This is a genomic window from Staphylococcus sp. HMSC070D05 (assembly GCF_001815595.1).
Classification (GTDB): domain Bacteria; phylum Bacillota; class Bacilli; order Staphylococcales; family Staphylococcaceae; genus Staphylococcus; species Staphylococcus hominis.
Window position 1 is genome coordinate 1 of record NZ_KV821135.1, and the last position, 18763, is coordinate 18763.

The window sequence follows — 18763 nt, forward strand, 5'->3', positions numbered from 1 at the left end:
GGTGTGACCTCCTTGCCATTGTCACCAGACAACAACTTACTTAAACAAGTATATTATTAATTAATTAATTTTTCAATAGTTAATTTTACACTTTATTAAAATTCTTTTTACAAGTGTTTTACAAAATTAACTTTCGTTTTTGACGACTTTTATATCATATAATAATCAAAGTCTAATGTCAACAATTTTTTAAAGATTTTTTAGATTAATTTTTAAAAAAGGATTTAATTTTTGAACACTCATAGTATACTACCACATCATATATATAATATCTAGTCTTTTTTTAATTAATTTTCCTTTTTGTTTTTCGAAAAAAAAACGTTGCTTACCTTAGCAAGCAACGTTTTTAATTTATATTAATCTTATTTTTGTCTCATGTAAGGGAATAATAATACATCTCTAATAGATGGTGAATCTGTTAACAACATAACTAAACGATCAATTCCAATTCCTAGTCCGCCTGTTGGTGGCATGCCATATTCAAGTGCTTCAATGTAATCTTCATCCATTTCATGAGCTTCATCGTTACCTTGTTCTTTTTCAACAAGTTGTTCTTCAAAACGTTCACGTTGATCGATTGGATCATTTAATTCTGTGAAGGCATTTGCATGTTCTCTACCTACAATAAACAACTCGAAACGATCAGTAAATCTTGGGTCTTCTGGATTTTTCTTAGCAAGTGGAGAAATTTCAATTGGATGTCCATAAATAAATGTAGGTTGAATTAATGTTTCTTCAACTTTTTGTTCAAAGAATTCATTTAAAATATGTCCATATTTCATGTTTTCTGTAATTTCAATACCATGCTCTTTAGCTAACGCTTTAGCTTCTTCGTCTGTTTTCACATTATAGAAGTTTACACCTGTAGCCTCTTTAACAGCATCTACAATATGAAGTCGTTTCCAATCTGATTCTAAGTCGATGTCTTCGCCATTATATTGTACTTTTGCTGAACCTAATACATTTTGCGCAATATGTCTAACCATAGATTCTGTTAAATCCATAATATCATGATAATCGGCATAAGCTTCATATAACTCTATCATAGTAAACTCAGGATTATGGCGTGTTGATACACCTTCATTACGGAAAACGCGGCCAATTTCATAAACTTTTTCTAATCCGCCTACAATTAATCGTTTTAAATGTAACTCTATCGCAATACGCATATATAACGTTGCATCTAGTGCATTATGATGTGTAACAAATGGACGAGCTGCAGCCCCGCCAGCGATTTGATGCATCATTGGCGTTTCTACTTCTAAATAACCTCTTTGGTTTAAATAATTTCTCATTTCTTGGATGATTTTACTACGGTTAATAAATGTACGAGTACTATCTTGGTTAGTAATTAAATCTAAATAACGTTGACGATATCTTTGCTCAATATCTTGTAAACCATGAAATTTATCAGGTAATGGTCTTAAAGCTTTAGATAATAGTGTAAATGATTTTGCTTTTACTGATAATTCGCCAGTATTTGTTTTAAACATGACACCTTCAATACCTACAATGTCACCTAAATCCGTTGTTTTCCAAAGGTTATCAAAAGGTTCTTCACCAATTTGATCTTTACGTACATAAATTTGAATTTGACCTGTTAAATCTTGTACATGTGCAAATCCTGCTTTACCTTTACCACGTTTTGTCATTAAACGCCCTGCAATAGAAACATGACTTTCGTCTTCTTTTTCATGTAATTCTTCTTTAGAAAAATGATCCCATTTTTCTTTTAATTCACTTGCAGTAGCTGTGCGTTCAAAGCGTTTACCAAACGGATCAATTCCTAAATCAATAAGTTCTTGTAATTTTTGTCGACGAACCTGCATTTGGTCATTCATTTCTTCTGACATTACTCTCTCTCCTTTAAACTTCCTGTTTTACTATTAATGGATGTTATGTACTTATTAAAAATATTGTAAAATATTTTCCATTCATTATTTTATACATAGTCAAATAGTTAAATTCTTAAAATATATTTGTATCTATCTTAAGAATTTAAGCACTTAGTCTTTATATTTCTTAACCGTATCATCTGGAAAAACTAAATCACGAATTTTCTGATTTAATCGTGGATCCTGTTTATCCGATGCAATATCGTTCAACGGTATAAGTACAAAAGCACGTTCTTGCATTCGTGGGTGAGGTACACTTAAATTGTCTGTTTCAATAATATTATCACTATATAATAAGATATCTATATCTAACGTTCTAGGACCCCAACGTATTTCTCTTACTCGATGCAGTTGTTGTTCAATGTCTAAACAATGCTTAAGCAATTGCTGAGGGGACAACTTTGTTTCAATCTCTAAACACAAATTCAAGAAATTAGGCTGATCAGTATAGCCAATCGGTGCAGTTTCATATATCGATGATTGTTTTGTTACCTTTATACCCTTAATGTTTCCAATTAAATCAATTGCCGTAAGAAGTAGTTGTTTTCTATCACCAATATTACTTCCTAAACCTAAATATGCTTGTACCATTAACGATTCTCCCTCACTATTTCAATACCCACACCATCATAATGACCAGGTATAGGTGGATTTTCTTTAGTGATTCTGACTTTCGTTTCCATTACACGATTATAGTGTGAATTTATACGTTTTGCAATACGTTCAGCTAGATGCTCGATTAAATTGCAAGGTGGGCCTTCAACAATATCTTTTACATCTTCAAATACTTCACCATAATGCACAGTATCTTTAACATTATCTGTCTGCCCCGCTTTTAATAAGTCTACTTTTAAAGTTACGTCTACTGAAAAAATTTGACCTATTTCATTCTCAGCTGTGAGTGCACCGTGATATCCATAAAACTTCATCCCTTTAAGAAAGATCATGTCGTTCATTTTCATTCTCCTTCAAAAAATCTATACCTTGAGCTAAACGTACATTTAATTGAACATTATGTACGCGAACTGCTTTTATGCCTTTCATTATACCATAGGCAGTAGTAGCAGCAGTGGCCTCATCTCTTTCTTTTGGTGTCGTATCAGTAGACATCATCTCTCTAATAAAACGCTTACGACTTGTCGCTAATAAAACAGGATACTCTGTAGCCACTAATTCATCTAATCGAGACATTACTTCATTTTCTTCTTTTCTACTTTTGGCAAATCCAATTCCAGGATCTAACCATATTTTATATTTTGGAATTCCTGCCATTTCTGCTTTATTTGCTTGCTTTAAAAGTGTTATTAGCATTTCTTCTACAACTGGTTGGTCACGATGTCCATCTCCATTATGCATTAACACAATTTCGGTTTCATATTTAGCAACTACATCTAAAATATGTGGATCATATAATCCAGCCCATTGGTCATTAATCATTGTGGCCCCTAATTTTAGACAAGCTTCAGCAACTTCACTGCGATATGTATCTATGGAAATTTGTACATTTAGTTTCACTAATTCTTCTACAACTGGAATGACACGTTGCATTTCTTCTTCTAAAGACACTTCTGTGTGTCCAGGTCTTGTTGATACGCCTCCCACATCAATAATATCTACGCCTTCATCAATCATTTCTTTAGCACGTGTAACTGCGTTATCAATTGAATTATACTGACCGCCATCTGAAAATGAGTCAGGCGTTACATTTAAGATTCCCATAATTTTTGTTTTACCCACTACCAATCATCCTTTGTTTTAAAAAATAAATATGTATACTCCTATGATACACTCATTTAGTCTATATTTCAGTATTGTTAACTGAGAGAACCCTTATACTAAAAAATAAAATAGCTGGCTTCGCCTTTTACGAAACCAGCTATTTCTTATTTAAAAAATGATATTCAAATATCAACTTATATCATCATTAGTCATCGAATGAATATAATGGTGTAGATAAGTAACGTTCACCATTACTTGGTAATACTGTTACAACTGTTTTACCTTTACCTAACTCTTTTGCTTTTTCGATTGCCGCATAAATTGCTGCGCCTGAAGAAATACCTGCTAAGATACCTTCTTCTTTAGCCACACGACGTGAAGTTTCCATTGCAGTTTCATTACTAACTTTAATGATACTATCATAAATATTAGTATTTAAAGTATCAGGTACAAAGCCAGCACCTAAACCTTGTAATTTATGTGGACCAGGTTCACCACCACTTAATACAGGAGATCCTTCTGGCTCAATTGCTACAATTTCAATGTTAGGATATTTCTCTTTTAAGACTTTACCTACACCAGACAGTGTACCGCCAGTACCAACACCTGCTAAGAAAGCATCGATTTGTTTGCCTTCAAATTGTTCAACTAATTCAGGACCAGTTGTTAATGCATGTACTTCAGGGTTAGCTGGATTTTCAAATTGTTGAGGTTCGAAATAACCATGTTCTTCTTTTAATTCTTTAGCTTTCTTAATAGCACCTTTCATTGCTTCAGATCCAGGTGTTAACACTAATTCCGCACCATATGCTTTTAATAAGTTGCGACGTTCAGAACTCATTGTTTCAGGCATAGTAAATACTGCTTTATATCCTTTAGCTGCACAAACAAATGCCAAACCAATACCCGTATTACCACTTGTTGGTTCTACAATTGTATCACCAGGTTTAATTTTTCCTTCTTTTTCAGCTTTTTCAATCATTGCTAAAGCAATACGGTCTTTTACAGAGCCACCTGGATTTTGATACTCTAATTTTACATATACATCTGCCGCATCTTCATCTACTACGTTTCTTAATTTTACTACCGGTGTGTTGCCAATAATTTGTGTAATATTTTCTACAGGTTTTTGTGCCATCGAAAAAACGCTCCTTTAACTTTCTAATTTAAAACTTAGTTTTTCTATCGGATATAACTATATTCTATCAGAATTTTCTAAAAAGACAAAGATATTTCTTTAAATATGATGTAATATTTTACTTTCATTAGTTACATTTAGTTTTTCCCATAAAAAGAGAGCAATAAACATACGCTTATTGCTCATCAACATTCTACTATTTTTTTATTGTATCAAGTAGTTCTTGAAGTTCGCCTTCAGAATAATGATATTTATTTCCACAGAAATGACACACGGCCTCAGCACCATGATCTTCTTTAATCATATCTTCAATTTCTGCTTCACCCAAACCTTTAATTGCATTTAGGAATTTTTCATGACTACAATTACATTCAAATTGTGCATCCATTGTTTCCAAAATTTGTACATGCTCTTCACCTAAAATTTCATTTAAGATGCCTTCTGGTGTTAAGCCTTGTTCAATCAATTTAGAAACTGGCTGCATTTGGTTAATTGCATTTTCTAATTTAGTAATAGTTTCTTCTTTCGCGCCTGGCATGACTTGTATAATAAATCCACCCGCTGCTTTAATAGAATTATCAGGATTAACAAGTACTCCTAATCCTACTGATGATGGCGTTTGTTCACTTGTCGCAAAATAATAAGTGAAATCTTCTCCAAGTTCCCCAGAAACGATTGGACTTGCGCCTGAGAAATAATCTTTCATGCCTACATCCTTAACGACTTGAATTGCACCCTCAGTACCTACTGCTCGTCTTACATCCAATTTACCTTGATCGTTAAGTGGAAAATGAGTTTGAGGATGGTCAACATATGCACGGACATTTCCTTGTGCATCTGCATCAGCAATAATTCGACCAATTGGACCCTTACCATCTACTGTGACAGTAAGCTTTTGATCTCCTTTTAACATGGCGCCCATTAATAACGTTGCTGTCATTGTTCTACCCATCGCTGCTGAAGCTGTAGGCCATGTATAGTGACGTGTTTGGCCTTCTTGAACTGATTCAGTTGTTAATGCAGCATACGCACGTACTTCTCCATCAAAAGCCAATGATTTAACAATATAATCATGTGTCATTACTCTAATCTCTCCTTTATATTTATATTATTTTATTTCGTTTGTTTCATTTATTTTAAAATCTAACATTAAATCCTTTATTAAGAATATCTATTTTACACTGCTTATTTAAGAATATGAAGTAACTTGCTCTAGAGTATATAATGCATCTATATCATATTAAAAACTCTTTCGATTAAGGTTATTTAACCCTAGTCGAAAGAGTTTTTATGACTAACTACGATTCTCTATGATTTGAATCTGTTGGATGCTCTATATTTGGAGATTGTTCATAACCTGTTTCATCTCTATCATTTCGTTGTGAATGATTTTGAGAATGATTACGGTCTGAACGATGACTGTTTCTATCATGATCGATTCTGTCATCTTCTCTGCGGTCTTCTGCTTCATCTTTACGACCTTCTTCAAGTTGTTCTTCACGAATGTCATCATAAGATTTACCATATTTACCGTTTGAGAACTCAGAATCATCTCTATCTTCATCTTTTACCACTTTAGCTGCATCATAATCTACTGTTGGTAAAACACCATCATAGAATAATGAACGTATTTGTTCTGCTACTAGTGTTTCTTCAGTTAATAATGTTTTAGCAATCAGTTTCAATTGAGATTCATGTTCTAATAAAATTTGTTTACAACGTTCATATTGTTCTTTAATAATACGTTGAACTTCTTTATCAATTTCATAAGCAATTTGGCCTGAATAGCTAGGTTCACCTTGCATATCTTTACCTAAGAAGACTTGGCCACCACCACTTGTAGAAAATTGTAAAGGTCCTAATTTCTTACTCATACCATATTCAGTGACCATTGAACGTGCAATTTGTGTTGCTCTTTCAAAGTCGTTTGAAGCACCAGTTGATACTTCATGGAAGTTAATATCTTCAGATACACGACCACCTAAAAGACCACAAATTTTATCTAATAATTCTGGTTCTGTCATTAAGAAGCGGTCTTGTTTAGGTAACATCATTGCGTAACCGCCTGCTTGTCCGCGAGGCACAATCGTTACTTTGTGTACAACTTCTGCTTCATCAAGTACCATACCAATGACTGTATGACCTGCTTCATGATGTGCTACAATATTACGTTCTTTATCAGAAATAACACGAGATTTTTTCGCTGGACCCGCAATCACTCGGTCTGTTGCTTCTTCGATATCACGCATATCAATTTTATTTTTACCTTCACGTGCAGCAATTAATGATGCTTCGTTCAATAGGTTTTCTAAATCAGCACCCGAGAAACCAGGCGTTCTTTGAGAAATAGCTTTTAAATCGACAGTTTCATCAAGTGGTTTGTTTTTAGCATGAACATGAAGAATCGCTTCACGGCCTTTAACATCTGGACGACCTACTTGAATTTGTCTATCGAAACGACCAGGACGTAATAATGCAGGGTCTAAAATGTCAGGACGGTTTGTTGCTGCAATCATAATGATACCTTCATTTTCACCGAAACCATCCATTTCAACTAATAATTGGTTAAGCGTTTGTTCACGTTCATCATGACCGCCACCAACACCTGCACCACGTTGACGACCAACAGCATCAATTTCGTCTATGAAAATAATACATGGTGCATTTTTCTTAGCATTTTCAAATAAATCACGTACTCGACTTGCACCAACACCTACAAACATTTCAACGAAATCAGAACCACTGATTGAGAAGAATGGAGTTCCAGCTTCACCTGCAACGGCACGTGCTAATAATGTTTTACCTGTACCTGGTGGGCCTACAAGTAAGACACCTTTAGGGATTCTTGAACCCATTTTCTTAAATTTCTTATTATCTTTTAAGAAATCTACAATTTCAATTAACTCTTGTTTTTCTTCGTCTGCCCCAGCAACATCTGAGAAGCGAACACGACGTTTTTGGTTGTCGTACATTTTTGCTTTAGATTTACCAAAGTTCATCATACGGCCTCCACCGCCGCCACCTTGTGCTTGGCTAAGGAAGAATATAAATAAGAAAGCAATAATTAATACAGGAATAAGCGTTGTCAACATACTGACAAAGACACTTTGTTTTTCTTCTTCTTTAACTGTAAAATCTAATCCTTTTTGGCTACGAGCTTCACTTGTTATTTTTTGTAAATCTTTTTCGTTATTGTATAAAATCGTTGAAGAATAATCTTCATCATTTTTAGTTTTACCACTTACCAAGTACACATTTTGTTCAGGTTGGATTTCTAAAGTTTTAAGATCACCTTTATCCAATTTCTCTACAAACTGTGAATAGGAAAGTTGTTTCGGTGTATTTCCATTACCATTGATATATGAGAAAACACCGAATATAATAACGCCAATAATTGCGATAACTAGCACATTGCGAAAAGCTTTCTGCATGCGTCATTTCCTCCTATTTCTATAATAAAGCTAACAAAGATTGTAACATAATCTAGCTTATAAAGGCTAGTATTTCAACTTTTGTAGCGCTTTTCTAATTCTAGTTAATTATTTTATATTCATCATTTACTCATTCTTTGTTTTCGCCTTTACATATCTATGTATAGTCGTTTCATAAAATGACAATTTTGAATATAAAATGAGTCTACACTAATTTATATCGTTAGTATAGTTATTATATTTAAAAATCTATTTAATGTATTTGCTAATACATTATAAAATTTTATTTATTATAAATTTCCGGTTTTAATGTACCAATGTAAGGAAGATTTCGATAATGCTCAGCATAATCTAAACCATATCCTACTACAAACTCATCAGGGATTTTTTTACCAACGTATTTTGCTTCAATATCCGCTTTACGACGGTTCGGTTTATCTAACAATGTAACGATCTCTAATGAGTTAACTTTACGTGATTGTAGTAATTCAGTAATTGATTTTAAAGTTGTACCTGTTTCTAAAATATCTTCAATAATAAGTACATCTTTGTTTTCAATAGAAGCACTTAAATCTTTTAAAATTTGTACTTCTCCTGTTGATTCTGTACCACCGTGATAACTTGAAACATCCATAAAATCAATTGCTAAATGTGTATCAATACGTTTGATTAAATCTGCCATAAACATAACTGAACCTTTAAGGATACCAACACAAACAAGTGGTTTATCTTTGTAATCTCTCGTTAATTGTTCACCTAAATGTTTACAAATTTCTTGGATTTCTTCTTCAGTTAATAAAATATCTTTTAAGTCCTCTTTCATTTATGAGTCATCTCCAATTTTTTTAATATCTATTATATGTTTAAGGCTTGTCGTCACATAAAGTTGTCCTATAGCAATCACTCGTTGTTTTGCATCTAAAATGATTGGTATTTGTGTACGTTCTATGCTATCAATTTTTTTATCAATCAATAAACGACTTACCTTTTTATGTCCATGACTACCATTTAACTTAAACTTATCTCCATCTCTACGTGTTCGAATCGTTAGAGGCCAATCTATTGCTTCATCATTCTCATTTGGATGAATTGTAATTAAATAATGACCAAATTGATATGTATAAGGATGCGTAACAATTTGTTCTTCAAGTAGAGATTGTTCATAATGAGCCATTATTATAAATTTATCATATGCAATTTGAATTATCCATTTTTCAGTGAGGGGAATTTTAATTTGAGATTGTTTACTCTCAATTTGCTCGAACCATTCATTATAATTTTTTTCTGAAAAAGATTTATTTAACTGAAGCATTTCAAATAAACGATCTAATAAAATCATCTTTGAAATTTCATCTAGTTGATTAAAAGACGCTCGAGATAATTGTATACGTTCTTCATTAAGGTAAATGTTCACATGTTGTTCTATAAAACAATTTATTCGTTGTTGCGTAAGTTGTAATTGCATATCGTGCCAATGTTTCAACTTTAATAATTGTTCTACCTTGAAGTTCTTATTTTCATCAATAGCTGGTAAAAGCCGATTGCGAATGTCATTTCTTGCATATTTATTATGGTGATTAGATTCATCTTCATAAAAAGGCACATGGTGAATGGTTTGATACTGTTTTATATCATTTTTATATGTCTCTATCAGAGGACGACAAATAAAGTAATGATTTCGTTCAGTACATTCATGCATCCCTAATGAATTGCGTGTTGATCGACCAGTAAAAATGCGATAAAAAATCGTTTCAAGTTGATCATTTAAATGATGAGCGGTTAATAAAGCATCAGCATTTATCTTGTTCATCATCTCATCAAACCATTGATAACGTAAATCTCTCGCTTCAGATTGAATACTTTTTCCTTTTTCTACTATTTCAGATAAATCTAACTGTTTAACATAACAGGGAATTTGATATTGCTTGCAGAACTGCTTAATAAATCGTTCTTCTTCGACAGATGCATCTCTTAAACCATGATTGACATGCAAGCACGTTATAGATTGATATGAATGTGATAAATCATTTAATAATTTATATAATAAACACATACTATCAATCCCTGTAGATACTGCAACAGCTAAATGATCCGTCTTTTTCCAAAGAGACGTTTTCACTTTCACATTACTGAACCTCCTGACTTAAGCTAAATAATTGATATAACGAAAAAAGAGTGAGATAGAACTTTAATTCAGTTCTTTATCTCACCCCTGGCATAGATCTTACATGATCTTATGCACTTAAGTTATTATCAATACATATTAATCTAGAATAAATGATTGGAACCAGGGCTCCGTTAACTTAGCTATATTTACTCCCACAGATATAATTAACGTCTAGATCCTTTACCACCACGTCTTGATTCTGTTTGACGTTTAATAGAAGTCAATTTGTCTTCACTGTCTTTTAAGAAATTACTTAATTTCTTTTCAAAATCTTCTGCTTTTTGCTGAGGCGGTTTATTTTGATTAGATTTGTGATGTGAACGACGAGGACGATCTTTCGCTTTTTTAATTGAGAGACTGATTTTACCATCCTCTGCAATAGATAAAACTTTTACCTCCACTTCATCTCCAACTGATAAATGATCTTCTACATTTTCCACATAATTATCAGCAACTTCACTAATATGAACTAAGCCACTTTTACCTTCAGGTAATTCTACAAACGCACCAAATTTTTTGATACCTGTCACTTTACCTTTTAGCTTGTTTCCTACTTCGATTGACATATTCTAAATAAATCCTCCCGATAATGTTTCAATTTTAACCTTATTATATTCCTGTTTTAAAATTTACACAATGCTATAAAACGATTATTTTAAATTAAGCGTTTTACTTTAACTTTTAAAGTTGATTACTCTTTTTAATTATTATTAGAGGATTTAGAATTAGACGATGATTTATCATTAGGCAATTTAAAAATAATTTCTCCATTGTTACTTAAATAATAGTCATCTCGAGCAACTTTCTCTATATAATCTTTATCGTTAAGATTATTAAGCTCTTCTTTTAATGCTATTTCTTCATCTTGTTTCTTCTGAAATTGTTCTTCTTTCTGCTTTCGTTCTATTGTTGCTTGATTGTTACTTTGTTTTTGGAAGACAAGCATGATAGATAGAATAATAATAATTGCTAATAATAATCCTCCAAAAACTGTTACTCTTCGACGAACGACACGCATTCGTTTTTGTTGACGTTGTTTCTTTCGATTTCGTTCTGAAGTATATTGATTATCAATATGTTCTACCTTTTTACTCATAACTTGTCACCTCTTTTAAACGTTTCAACCATAGACTACATTTCTTCAGATTGTGCAGATGGTTGAACTCGTTCTTCTTTAATCAGTTCATACATATGTTTAGCATTTTCTTTTGACGCATGTTCATTTAATCCAGTTACTTTAACCGTCACACTTTTTTGTCCAAAACGAATGACTAATTCGTCTTCCACTTTTACATCTGTGCCAGCTTTAGCTACATTACCATTAATTGTTACACGTCCTTGATCACTAATTTCTTTAGCAAGTGTACGACGTTTTACAAGTCTTGATACTTTTAAATATTTATCTAATCTCATTTATCCTTCTCCCCTTGTTGTAAATAATTTTTAAGGGTTTCTTCATTAAAATCCTTATTTTTGGTTTTATCATACAATGTCATAAAATGGTCTGCAAATACTTTTTCAAATTTAACACGAGGTATTTTACCTTCTTTTGCTTTTGCATCCTTCCAGACATCATTTAAATCTTCTATTGTTTTAACTGTTTTGTCTCCGAATATGTGAGGATGTCGACGAATCATTTTAGCATTTAAGCTTTCAATAACTTCTTTAATATCCATATATCCTTCTTTTTTACCAATACTCGCATGAAGTAGCACTTGTAATAAAATATCTCCGAGTTCTTCAATCATATGCCAATCATCTTCATTATCTATTGCTTCAAACAATTCAAATGTTTCTTCTAATAAATAACGTTTAAGTGATTCATGCGTTTGCACACGATCCCATGGACAGCCTTTTTCATCATCCACTAGATGGTCAATAATATAAACTGCAAAATCAAAATCAGTATACATATCTTCATCACGCATTATTTTAGGCACAAATACACTTGTCAGATTGTTAAATACATCCTCATTATGATCTAACTCAAATAACGGTACTTCTAATACTTTAGCGCCATGACTATTAGCGTCCGTGACTATCTTCACTTTAAAATCGTCTGGATAACGTTCCATTAATGTGAGTTTAACATCTGCTGCAATCATCGCACTATATACTTGTGTAATTAGAGTATGTGTTCGAATATTTAATGTGTTTTCTTTCAAAATGGTACCATCTAATAATGTAAATCCATCATTAGGATCTTCATCGATTGCAACAAATATATCATCTATAAAACTTTTCCCACCTAAAATCTTTACATGTATATCATCATTCTTTTTATTATAATCAAGTAACTTAGCAGTAGTCGTTTCGGCTACACGTGGGTGTCCAGGCACTACGTAAACAGTATCTTGTATCCGTGTTTCTTCTATTAAAGTTTCAACAATATATTGATACACTGCTTCAAATTGATCATACTTTTCGTAGACGTTATCAAAGCTTTTAAATTCAATGTCACTTTTTAAATCTTTAATAACAGGATGTTCAAGTGTCCTTGCATATACACTCTGTTGCTGTTTCAAAAAGCGATAGACACCTAAAGGTAAATCATCCACACTATGATTGCCTATACCAACAATGGTAAGCGTATGCGTCATATCTATCTTCCTTTCTTTATGCGATACAGTTTATCGCCGAATGGTAAGTGTTTTAATTCTTTATATCCTAAAATATTCATATACATAACAAGTAATAGGAATATGAGACCCCCTATTCCTACTATAATTAACAACTCAATTAGACTTCCTAAACGGCCAACAGGAGGTAATAGCATTCGCAACCCCTGTATGACTAATGACATTATAATGAGCGCACTCATCAATTTAACAATAAACGTACGCATGCGATTAAAACGATAATATTTAACGACCTCATAATGTAAAATAGTAACAAATATCATAAGCGAAAGCACTGTGCTTATACTTGCGCCTAAAATCCCCATAAAGTAAATGAAAATCACATTAAAGATCATCTTAAATAGTAGTCCTGACATCACACCAATAAAAATAGGTCGAATTTGATTCCTCACTTGTAAAAGTGCGATGTCCATCATGATAAGCGATACACCAATTACAGTAAACATATAAATACTAAGCGTGATGCTTAATTGATCTGTTTTGAAAAATACAAGGTTCATCATCGGTAGTATATTAATAAGACCTATACCTGCTGCTACACTAATGAGTAGTGTAATTTTTAAAGATGCATTTGTATAACGATTCATAAGAACATGATTATGATCAGAAATGGCATCTGTAAGTAATGGAATTAGGACAAAGCTAAATGTAGTTGTCACTATTAAACCTATTTGAATAAATGAAGCGCCTCTATCATAGATTCCTTTTTGCATAATAGCTTCTCTAAATCCTAAACCATATCTTTGTAGCATATGAACGACTGTAAAACTATCTATAAATTGCCATAAAATAACTAATAATTGACTTAATGCAAATACGAGGGTCGCAAGTATTAGCTGTTTCCAAGGAATAGAATATAAGGGCTGATTTAACTGTAATCGAAAAGGTCTTGTTGCTAATAAATATAGGCTAGAACCTAAAAAGCCAAGGGCTGAGGCTAATATTGCAAGTGCCCCAGCTTGATAAATGGTCCATTCCTTAAACATAAACATTAAAATAGCTATGATAATCACACACACACGAATACATTGTTCTATGATTTGTGAAATAGCTGGTATATTCATTTGTTGCCTACTTTGATAAAAGCCTCTAATCACACCCAAAATTCCTATAAACAAATAGCTAAGACTTGCCATTTTTAACATGGGTGCTAAATGCGCATCTCCCATTAATAGTGCTAATGGATGGGATAGTACTAAAATCACACTAAAAATAATAAGACCTATCATTTGAAATCTTAGAAGTGTTTTTGAAAATACTTCGGTTCCACTGTGACTTCCAAATACTTGAGTGACAGCACTAGGAATTGCATTCATTGATAGTATCATACCTAGCGCTACAATAGGATAAATTTGTTGATACGCATATAATCCAGAATCACCTAAAATATTTTGATATGGAACTCGATAAATTGCACTTAATACTTTAACAATGACTAAAGCAAGCGTTAAAATCACTACGCCATTAAATGCTGAATGTTGTCGTGAATTCTTAGAAGAAGATGAAACTTCAGATGACGATTTATAATTCGTACTCAAGTTCCATACTTCCTTCAAGACATTTTACTAAGAATTTTAAGTTTTCTAACCACTGTTTAGATTTTGTTAGAGTAATATGCATTTTGCCTTCTTTAACACCCAACTTCATTGTTCGCCCTAAAGGTTGGGTTTGTTTAAATAATTCTTCCCCATTTATCTGTTCTGTACCTTTAGTTGAAAGAAATACTTCAATTTGTTTTCCTTTATCTTTAATCAATGTCACGCCTGCATGTAAAGCGTGTATTTTAATTTCTACCATTTCTAATAAACGTTCTACTTCTACAGGATAATCATTGAAACGATCAAGTAATTCATCTTTCACATCAAAAAGCTGTTCTTCAGTTTCAACTTTACGCAATTTCTTATAAATTTCTATTTTAGCTTGTTCATTTTGAATATACTCTGCTGGTAAATAAGCATCTAAGTGTAATTCCATTTCAACATCTGGTGCATCAGGCGCTTCTTCTGTAATACCACGTTTTTCGTTTACCGCTTCTTCTAACATTTGAGAATACAAATCAAAACCTACTGAATCAATGAAACCATGTTGTTGCTTACCTAATAAATTACCAGCTCCACGTATATTTAAATCACGCATGGCAATTTTAAATCCTGAACCTAATTCAGTGAATTCTTTAATCGCTTGTAAACGTTCTTCAGCTGTTTCTGTTAATACTTTATTAGTAGAATGTAAGAAGTAAGCATATCCAATACGACTGGAACGTCCTACTCTACCACGTAATTGGTAAAGTTGACTTAAACCAAAACGATCCGCTTCTTCTATGATTAATGTGTTCGCATTAGGAACATCGACACCTGTTTCTATAATGGTTGTTGTAACTAAAATGTCATACTCTCCATTAATAAAACTCAACATGGTTTCTTCCAAATCTCGTTCTGTCATCTGTCCATGAGCAACAGCAATATTTGCTTCTGGCATCAACATTTGTAACTGTTCACGCTTTTCATAAATGGACTGTACTTTATTGTAAAGATAGAACACTTGTCCATCGCGAGAAAGTTCACGTTCTAAAGCCTCTTTAATAAAATTACTATTTTGCTCTAATACATAGGTTTGTACTGGGAAGCGGTTTTCTGGGGGTGTTTCGATGACAGATAAGTCACGTACGCCAAGCATACTCATATGCAATGTTCTTGGAATTGGTGTAGCTGTAAGCGTCAATACGTCTACATTTGTTTTCAATGTTTTAATACGTTCTTTATGACGTACACCAAAACGTTGTTCTTCATCGACAATAAGTAATCCTAAATCTTTATATTGAATGTCTTTACTCAATAGTTTATGTGTTCCAACAATAATATCAACGTATCCAGATTTCAGACCTTCTTTAGTCTCTCTAACTTCCTTAGCAGTACGGAATCGACTAATCAACTGAATTTCTACTGGAAAATCTTGCATCCGTTCAATTAATGTTTCGTAGTGTTGTTGCGCTAGAATCGTTGTAGGCACTAAAAAGGCAACTTGTTTACCTTCCATGACCGCTTTAAAGGCCGCGCGTACAGCAACTTCAGTTTTTCCGTAACCCACATCTCCACATAACAAGCGATCCATTGGACGTTCTTTTTCCATATCTTCTTTAATTTCTTCAATAGATTTAGCTTGGTCTGGTGTAAGTTCATATGGGAAGTCCATTTCGAAATCATGTTGCTCAGCCGTATCTTCACCATATTGATAACCTACTGACATTTCTCGCTCTTTGTATAGTGCAATAAGTTCATCTGCGATATCTTCAACACTTTGTTGTACTTTGGCTTTCGTTTTTTTCCATTCTGAGCCGCCTAGTTTATTTAATTTAGGCGATTTATCTTCTGAAGCAACATATTTTTGTACTTGATCCATTTGATCAACAGGTACAAAAAGTTGATCGGTTCCTTTATATTGTAATTTAATATAATCTCTATGGACGTCTCCAACTTCTAGTGTTTCAACACCTAAATAACGTCCCACACCATGGTGCACATGAACAACATAATCTCCAACATTTAAATCTTGATAAGATTTAATTTTTTCAGCATTAGAAATTGTTTTAGTCCGTTTTCGTTGTTTTTTCTGTTTTGTTTTAAATAATTCTCGCTCCGTAATTACAACAAGTTGCATATAAGGTAGTTCGAAACCTTCTGATAGACTACCTTCTGTTACAATTGCTTGTCCACTTTCAATCTCTGAGTGAATATTTGTAACAGTAGGAATATGCATTTCATTAAGCATCGATTGAATACGCTCAACTTTCGTTTCAGTTTCTACAAGTACTACAATAGTGTAATTATTGCTTACATAACGTTGAAATTCTGAGCGCATAATGTCATATTGTCCATAAAATTGTTGCACTGGCTTACATGAAAATTTAATAATATGTTGCAACTTCACTGGCATAGAGGATGTAAATAATGTGAAATATGTGACTGGATAATGATTGATTAACGTTTCAAACCTATCATATTCCATAAATGACTGCCCAATAAACCCGTTACCACTTTCAATTAAATTCTGGATAAAATCATCTACTTCAGTAGTCAATGTCTTTTCAGTTTCTTTAATACGATTATATTCATCAACTACTACAATGGCATCTTTTTGGAAATAATCGATGAGTGTAGAAGGTGCGTCATACATAAAAGCAACTAGACGGCGAAGTAATTGATGATCAAAGAAAGTGGATTCAAATAATTTAAAACTTTCATATGTTTCTTTCAAATCATTTCGTGCAGATTTATCAATTTTAGGACGTGTTTGTTCATATGCTTTTTGTAATTCTGTTTGAAGATGATTAATCACATCTTCTGTAATGATATAATCACTCGCTGTAGTGATATCTACCTTTTCAATATTCTCATTTGAACGTTGTGTTTCTACATCAAAGTCTCGAATCGAGTCGATTTCAGTATCAAACAATTCAATTCTAACTGGTTGACCGATAAGAGGGTAAATATCAATGATACCGCCTCGTAGAGAAAACTCACCAATATGAGAAACGACACTTTCACGTCGATATCCCATGTTTACTAGTTTATTTAAAAATTCATCCACATCGATATCATCGCCAACTTCTAAAGTCATTTGATGATGTTTCCACAATTCTACTGGAGTTAACCATTTTTTTAAGCTATTTAAAGGAACAATAAATAACCCTTTCTTATCATGAGATAATGCCGTTAAAGTTCTAACACGTTCACTCATAAGTTGTGGGCTTTGAGTTGAAAATTCCTCTGTCATAATATCTTGGACTGGGTATTTATAAACTTCAGAATGATCAATGTATTGCAATATATCAGTTTCTAATTTATCTGCTTGATATAAATTATTTGTGATTAATAGCATTTGCTTATCATCATTCAAGTATTTTTCAGCAATAATAGTTGCTTTGGCTGAGGGAGATAAACCTGTAACTAAAATATTTTGGTTTCCAAAGACTTCGTCAAGTTCCTGGAATCGTTTGTCATCTTGAATATAGTCAGAAATAATCGTTCTCAATTGACTTCTCCATTATATTCATTCATAACATGATCGAAACGAGACGTCTCAATAAATGCTTCCACTGCTTGTGAAGCATGTTCAATTACTTTTTCCATTGTCACCATTTCTTCATTAGAAAATTTTTGTAATACATAATCTGGAACTGACATACCATTCGTTGGTCTCCCTACTCCAATACGAATACGTTTAAATTGATCTGTACCTAAATGTTTAATAATCGATTTCACTCCATTATGTCCACCTGCACTTCCTTTTTGACGTAGACGAATATGCCCTTGAGATAAATCCAGGTCATCGTATAAAACGATTAAATCGTCAACTTCTACATTATAGTAATCCATTAAAGGTCCTACAGCTTCTCCTGATAAATTCATCATAGTCATTGGCTCGATAAATAGCACTTTATCCCCATTTAAACGTTCAATAGTATAAGCGCCTTTGAATTTTTGTTTATCTAATGTAAATTGATTTTTATCTAAAATATAGTCAATCACTTCAAAGCCAATATTGTGTCTTGTTCGTTCAAAACGTTTACCTATATTACCAAGACCCACAATACATTTCATACGTTGCAACCTCCATTGTGTTCATCTTTTTGATTGATTTGAACATTTAATTTAATATGTGTCGATTACTCCTTATTTTATAATATTACTCAATATAATACAAAAAGAGAGTAGGAAAGAAATTCAATGATTTCGTAACCCACTCTTTTATAAGTTATTAATCTTCAACTTTTA

The 18763-nt window shown here is 32.7% G+C and carries 16 protein-coding genes; all 16 read right to left on the reverse strand.

Annotated elements, in window-relative coordinates; all coding sequences use genetic code 11:
* Positions 1-362: 362 nt before the first annotated feature.
* The 16 genes from lysS to pth all read right to left on the reverse strand — a co-directional run bounded on the left by lysS (position 363) and on the right by pth (position 18589).
* The gene (gene lysS, locus HMPREF3046_RS05805; protein ID WP_064206776.1) at positions 363-1853 is read right to left on the reverse strand and encodes a lysine--tRNA ligase; all 1491 of its coding nucleotides are present in this window, start codon (positions 1851-1853) and stop codon (positions 363-365) included.
* Positions 1854-2006: 153 nt separating this feature from the next.
* The gene (gene folK / locus HMPREF3046_RS05810) at positions 2007-2486 is read right to left on the reverse strand and encodes a 2-amino-4-hydroxy-6-hydroxymethyldihydropteridine diphosphokinase (RefSeq protein WP_070717417.1); all 480 of its coding nucleotides are present in this window, start codon (positions 2484-2486) and stop codon (positions 2007-2009) included.
* Positions 2486-2851 carry a dihydroneopterin aldolase gene (gene folB / locus HMPREF3046_RS05815; protein WP_064206778.1) on the reverse strand — a complete coding sequence of 122 codons (366 nt, stop codon included), beginning with the start codon at positions 2849-2851 and terminating at the stop codon, positions 2486-2488. The genes folK and folB overlap by 1 nt, the downstream gene beginning before the upstream one ends.
* Positions 2829-3632: a dihydropteroate synthase gene (gene folP / locus HMPREF3046_RS05820; RefSeq protein WP_070717421.1), complete on the reverse strand. Its 804-nt coding sequence runs from the start codon at positions 3630-3632 to the stop codon at positions 2829-2831. The genes folB and folP overlap by 23 nt, the downstream gene beginning before the upstream one ends.
* Before the next feature lie 187 nt (positions 3633-3819).
* Positions 3820-4752: a cysteine synthase A gene (cysK, locus tag HMPREF3046_RS05825; protein ID WP_070717424.1), complete on the reverse strand. Its 933-nt coding sequence runs from the start codon at positions 4750-4752 to the stop codon at positions 3820-3822.
* Positions 4753-4948: 196 nt separating this feature from the next.
* Positions 4949-5833, reverse strand: coding sequence for an Hsp33 family molecular chaperone HslO (gene hslO / locus HMPREF3046_RS05830; RefSeq protein ID WP_070717427.1), 885 nt, complete (start codon positions 5831-5833; stop codon positions 4949-4951).
* A gap of 217 nt (positions 5834-6050) precedes the next feature.
* On the reverse strand, positions 6051-8183 hold the full coding sequence (ftsH, locus tag HMPREF3046_RS05835; protein WP_064206782.1) for an ATP-dependent zinc metalloprotease FtsH: 2133 nt from the start codon (positions 8181-8183) through the stop codon (positions 6051-6053).
* Positions 8184-8466: 283 nt separating this feature from the next.
* Entirely contained in the window at positions 8467-9006 is a 540-nt protein-coding gene (gene hpt, locus HMPREF3046_RS05840) for a hypoxanthine phosphoribosyltransferase (protein WP_070717429.1), read from the reverse strand.
* Positions 9007-10308: a tRNA lysidine(34) synthetase TilS gene (gene tilS / locus HMPREF3046_RS05845; protein ID WP_070717432.1), complete on the reverse strand. Its 1302-nt coding sequence runs from the start codon at positions 10306-10308 to the stop codon at positions 9007-9009.
* Between the two features lie 206 nt (positions 10309-10514).
* Positions 10515-10916: a S1 domain-containing RNA-binding protein gene (locus HMPREF3046_RS05850; protein WP_070717434.1), complete on the reverse strand. Its 402-nt coding sequence runs from the start codon at positions 10914-10916 to the stop codon at positions 10515-10517.
* A gap of 134 nt (positions 10917-11050) precedes the next feature.
* On the reverse strand, positions 11051-11446 hold the full coding sequence (gene divIC / locus HMPREF3046_RS05855) for a cell division protein DivIC (RefSeq protein WP_064206785.1): 396 nt from the start codon (positions 11444-11446) through the stop codon (positions 11051-11053).
* Positions 11447-11481: 35 nt separating this feature from the next.
* Entirely contained in the window at positions 11482-11763 is a 282-nt protein-coding gene (locus HMPREF3046_RS05860) for an RNA-binding S4 domain-containing protein (protein ID WP_064206786.1), read from the reverse strand.
* The gene (locus tag HMPREF3046_RS05865; protein WP_070717438.1) at positions 11760-12950 is read right to left on the reverse strand and encodes a MazG nucleotide pyrophosphohydrolase domain-containing protein; all 1191 of its coding nucleotides are present in this window, start codon (positions 12948-12950) and stop codon (positions 11760-11762) included. Before HMPREF3046_RS05865 ends, HMPREF3046_RS05860 begins: the two co-directional genes overlap by 4 nt.
* A gap of 2 nt (positions 12951-12952) precedes the next feature.
* Positions 12953-14527, reverse strand: a complete 1575-nt coding sequence (locus HMPREF3046_RS05870; protein WP_070717440.1) for a polysaccharide biosynthesis protein — start codon at positions 14525-14527, stop codon at positions 12953-12955.
* The gene (mfd, locus tag HMPREF3046_RS05875; protein WP_070717443.1) at positions 14511-18020 is read right to left on the reverse strand and encodes a transcription-repair coupling factor; all 3510 of its coding nucleotides are present in this window, start codon (positions 18018-18020) and stop codon (positions 14511-14513) included. The genes HMPREF3046_RS05870 and mfd overlap by 17 nt, the downstream gene beginning before the upstream one ends.
* Positions 18017-18589: an aminoacyl-tRNA hydrolase gene (pth, locus tag HMPREF3046_RS05880; protein ID WP_064206790.1), complete on the reverse strand. Its 573-nt coding sequence runs from the start codon at positions 18587-18589 to the stop codon at positions 18017-18019. Before pth ends, mfd begins: the two co-directional genes overlap by 4 nt.
* Between the last annotated feature and the right edge of the window lie 174 nt (positions 18590-18763).

Excerpts from the sequence above, each read along its gene's own strand:
- HMPREF3046_RS05850 (WP_070717434.1), bottom strand. The coding sequence starts at position 10,916 with ATGTCAATCGAAGTAGGAAACAAGCTAAAAGGTAAAGTGACAGGTATC.
- ftsH (WP_064206782.1), bottom strand. The coding sequence starts at position 8,183 with ATGCAGAAAGCTTTTCGCAATGTGCTAGTTATCGCAATTATTGGCGTT.
- divIC (WP_064206785.1), bottom strand. The coding sequence starts at position 11,446 with ATGAGTAAAAAGGTAGAACATATTGATAATCAATATACTTCAGAACGA.
- folB (WP_064206778.1), bottom strand. The coding sequence starts at position 2,851 with ATGAACGACATGATCTTTCTTAAAGGGATGAAGTTTTATGGATATCAC.
- lysS (WP_064206776.1), bottom strand. The coding sequence starts at position 1,853 with ATGTCAGAAGAAATGAATGACCAAATGCAGGTTCGTCGACAAAAATTA.
- pth (WP_064206790.1), bottom strand. The coding sequence starts at position 18,589 with ATGAAATGTATTGTGGGTCTTGGTAATATAGGTAAACGTTTTGAACGA.
- folK (WP_070717417.1), bottom strand. The coding sequence starts at position 2,486 with ATGGTACAAGCATATTTAGGTTTAGGAAGTAATATTGGTGATAGAAAA.
- HMPREF3046_RS05860 (WP_064206786.1), bottom strand. The coding sequence starts at position 11,763 with ATGAGATTAGATAAATATTTAAAAGTATCAAGACTTGTAAAACGTCGT.
- HMPREF3046_RS05865 (WP_070717438.1), bottom strand. The coding sequence starts at position 12,950 with ATGACGCATACGCTTACCATTGTTGGTATAGGCAATCATAGTGTGGAT.
- hslO (WP_070717427.1), bottom strand. The coding sequence starts at position 5,833 with ATGACACATGATTATATTGTTAAATCATTGGCTTTTGATGGAGAAGTA.
- cysK (WP_070717424.1), bottom strand. The coding sequence starts at position 4,752 with ATGGCACAAAAACCTGTAGAAAATATTACACAAATTATTGGCAACACA.
- hpt (WP_070717429.1), bottom strand. The coding sequence starts at position 9,006 with ATGAAAGAGGACTTAAAAGATATTTTATTAACTGAAGAAGAAATCCAA.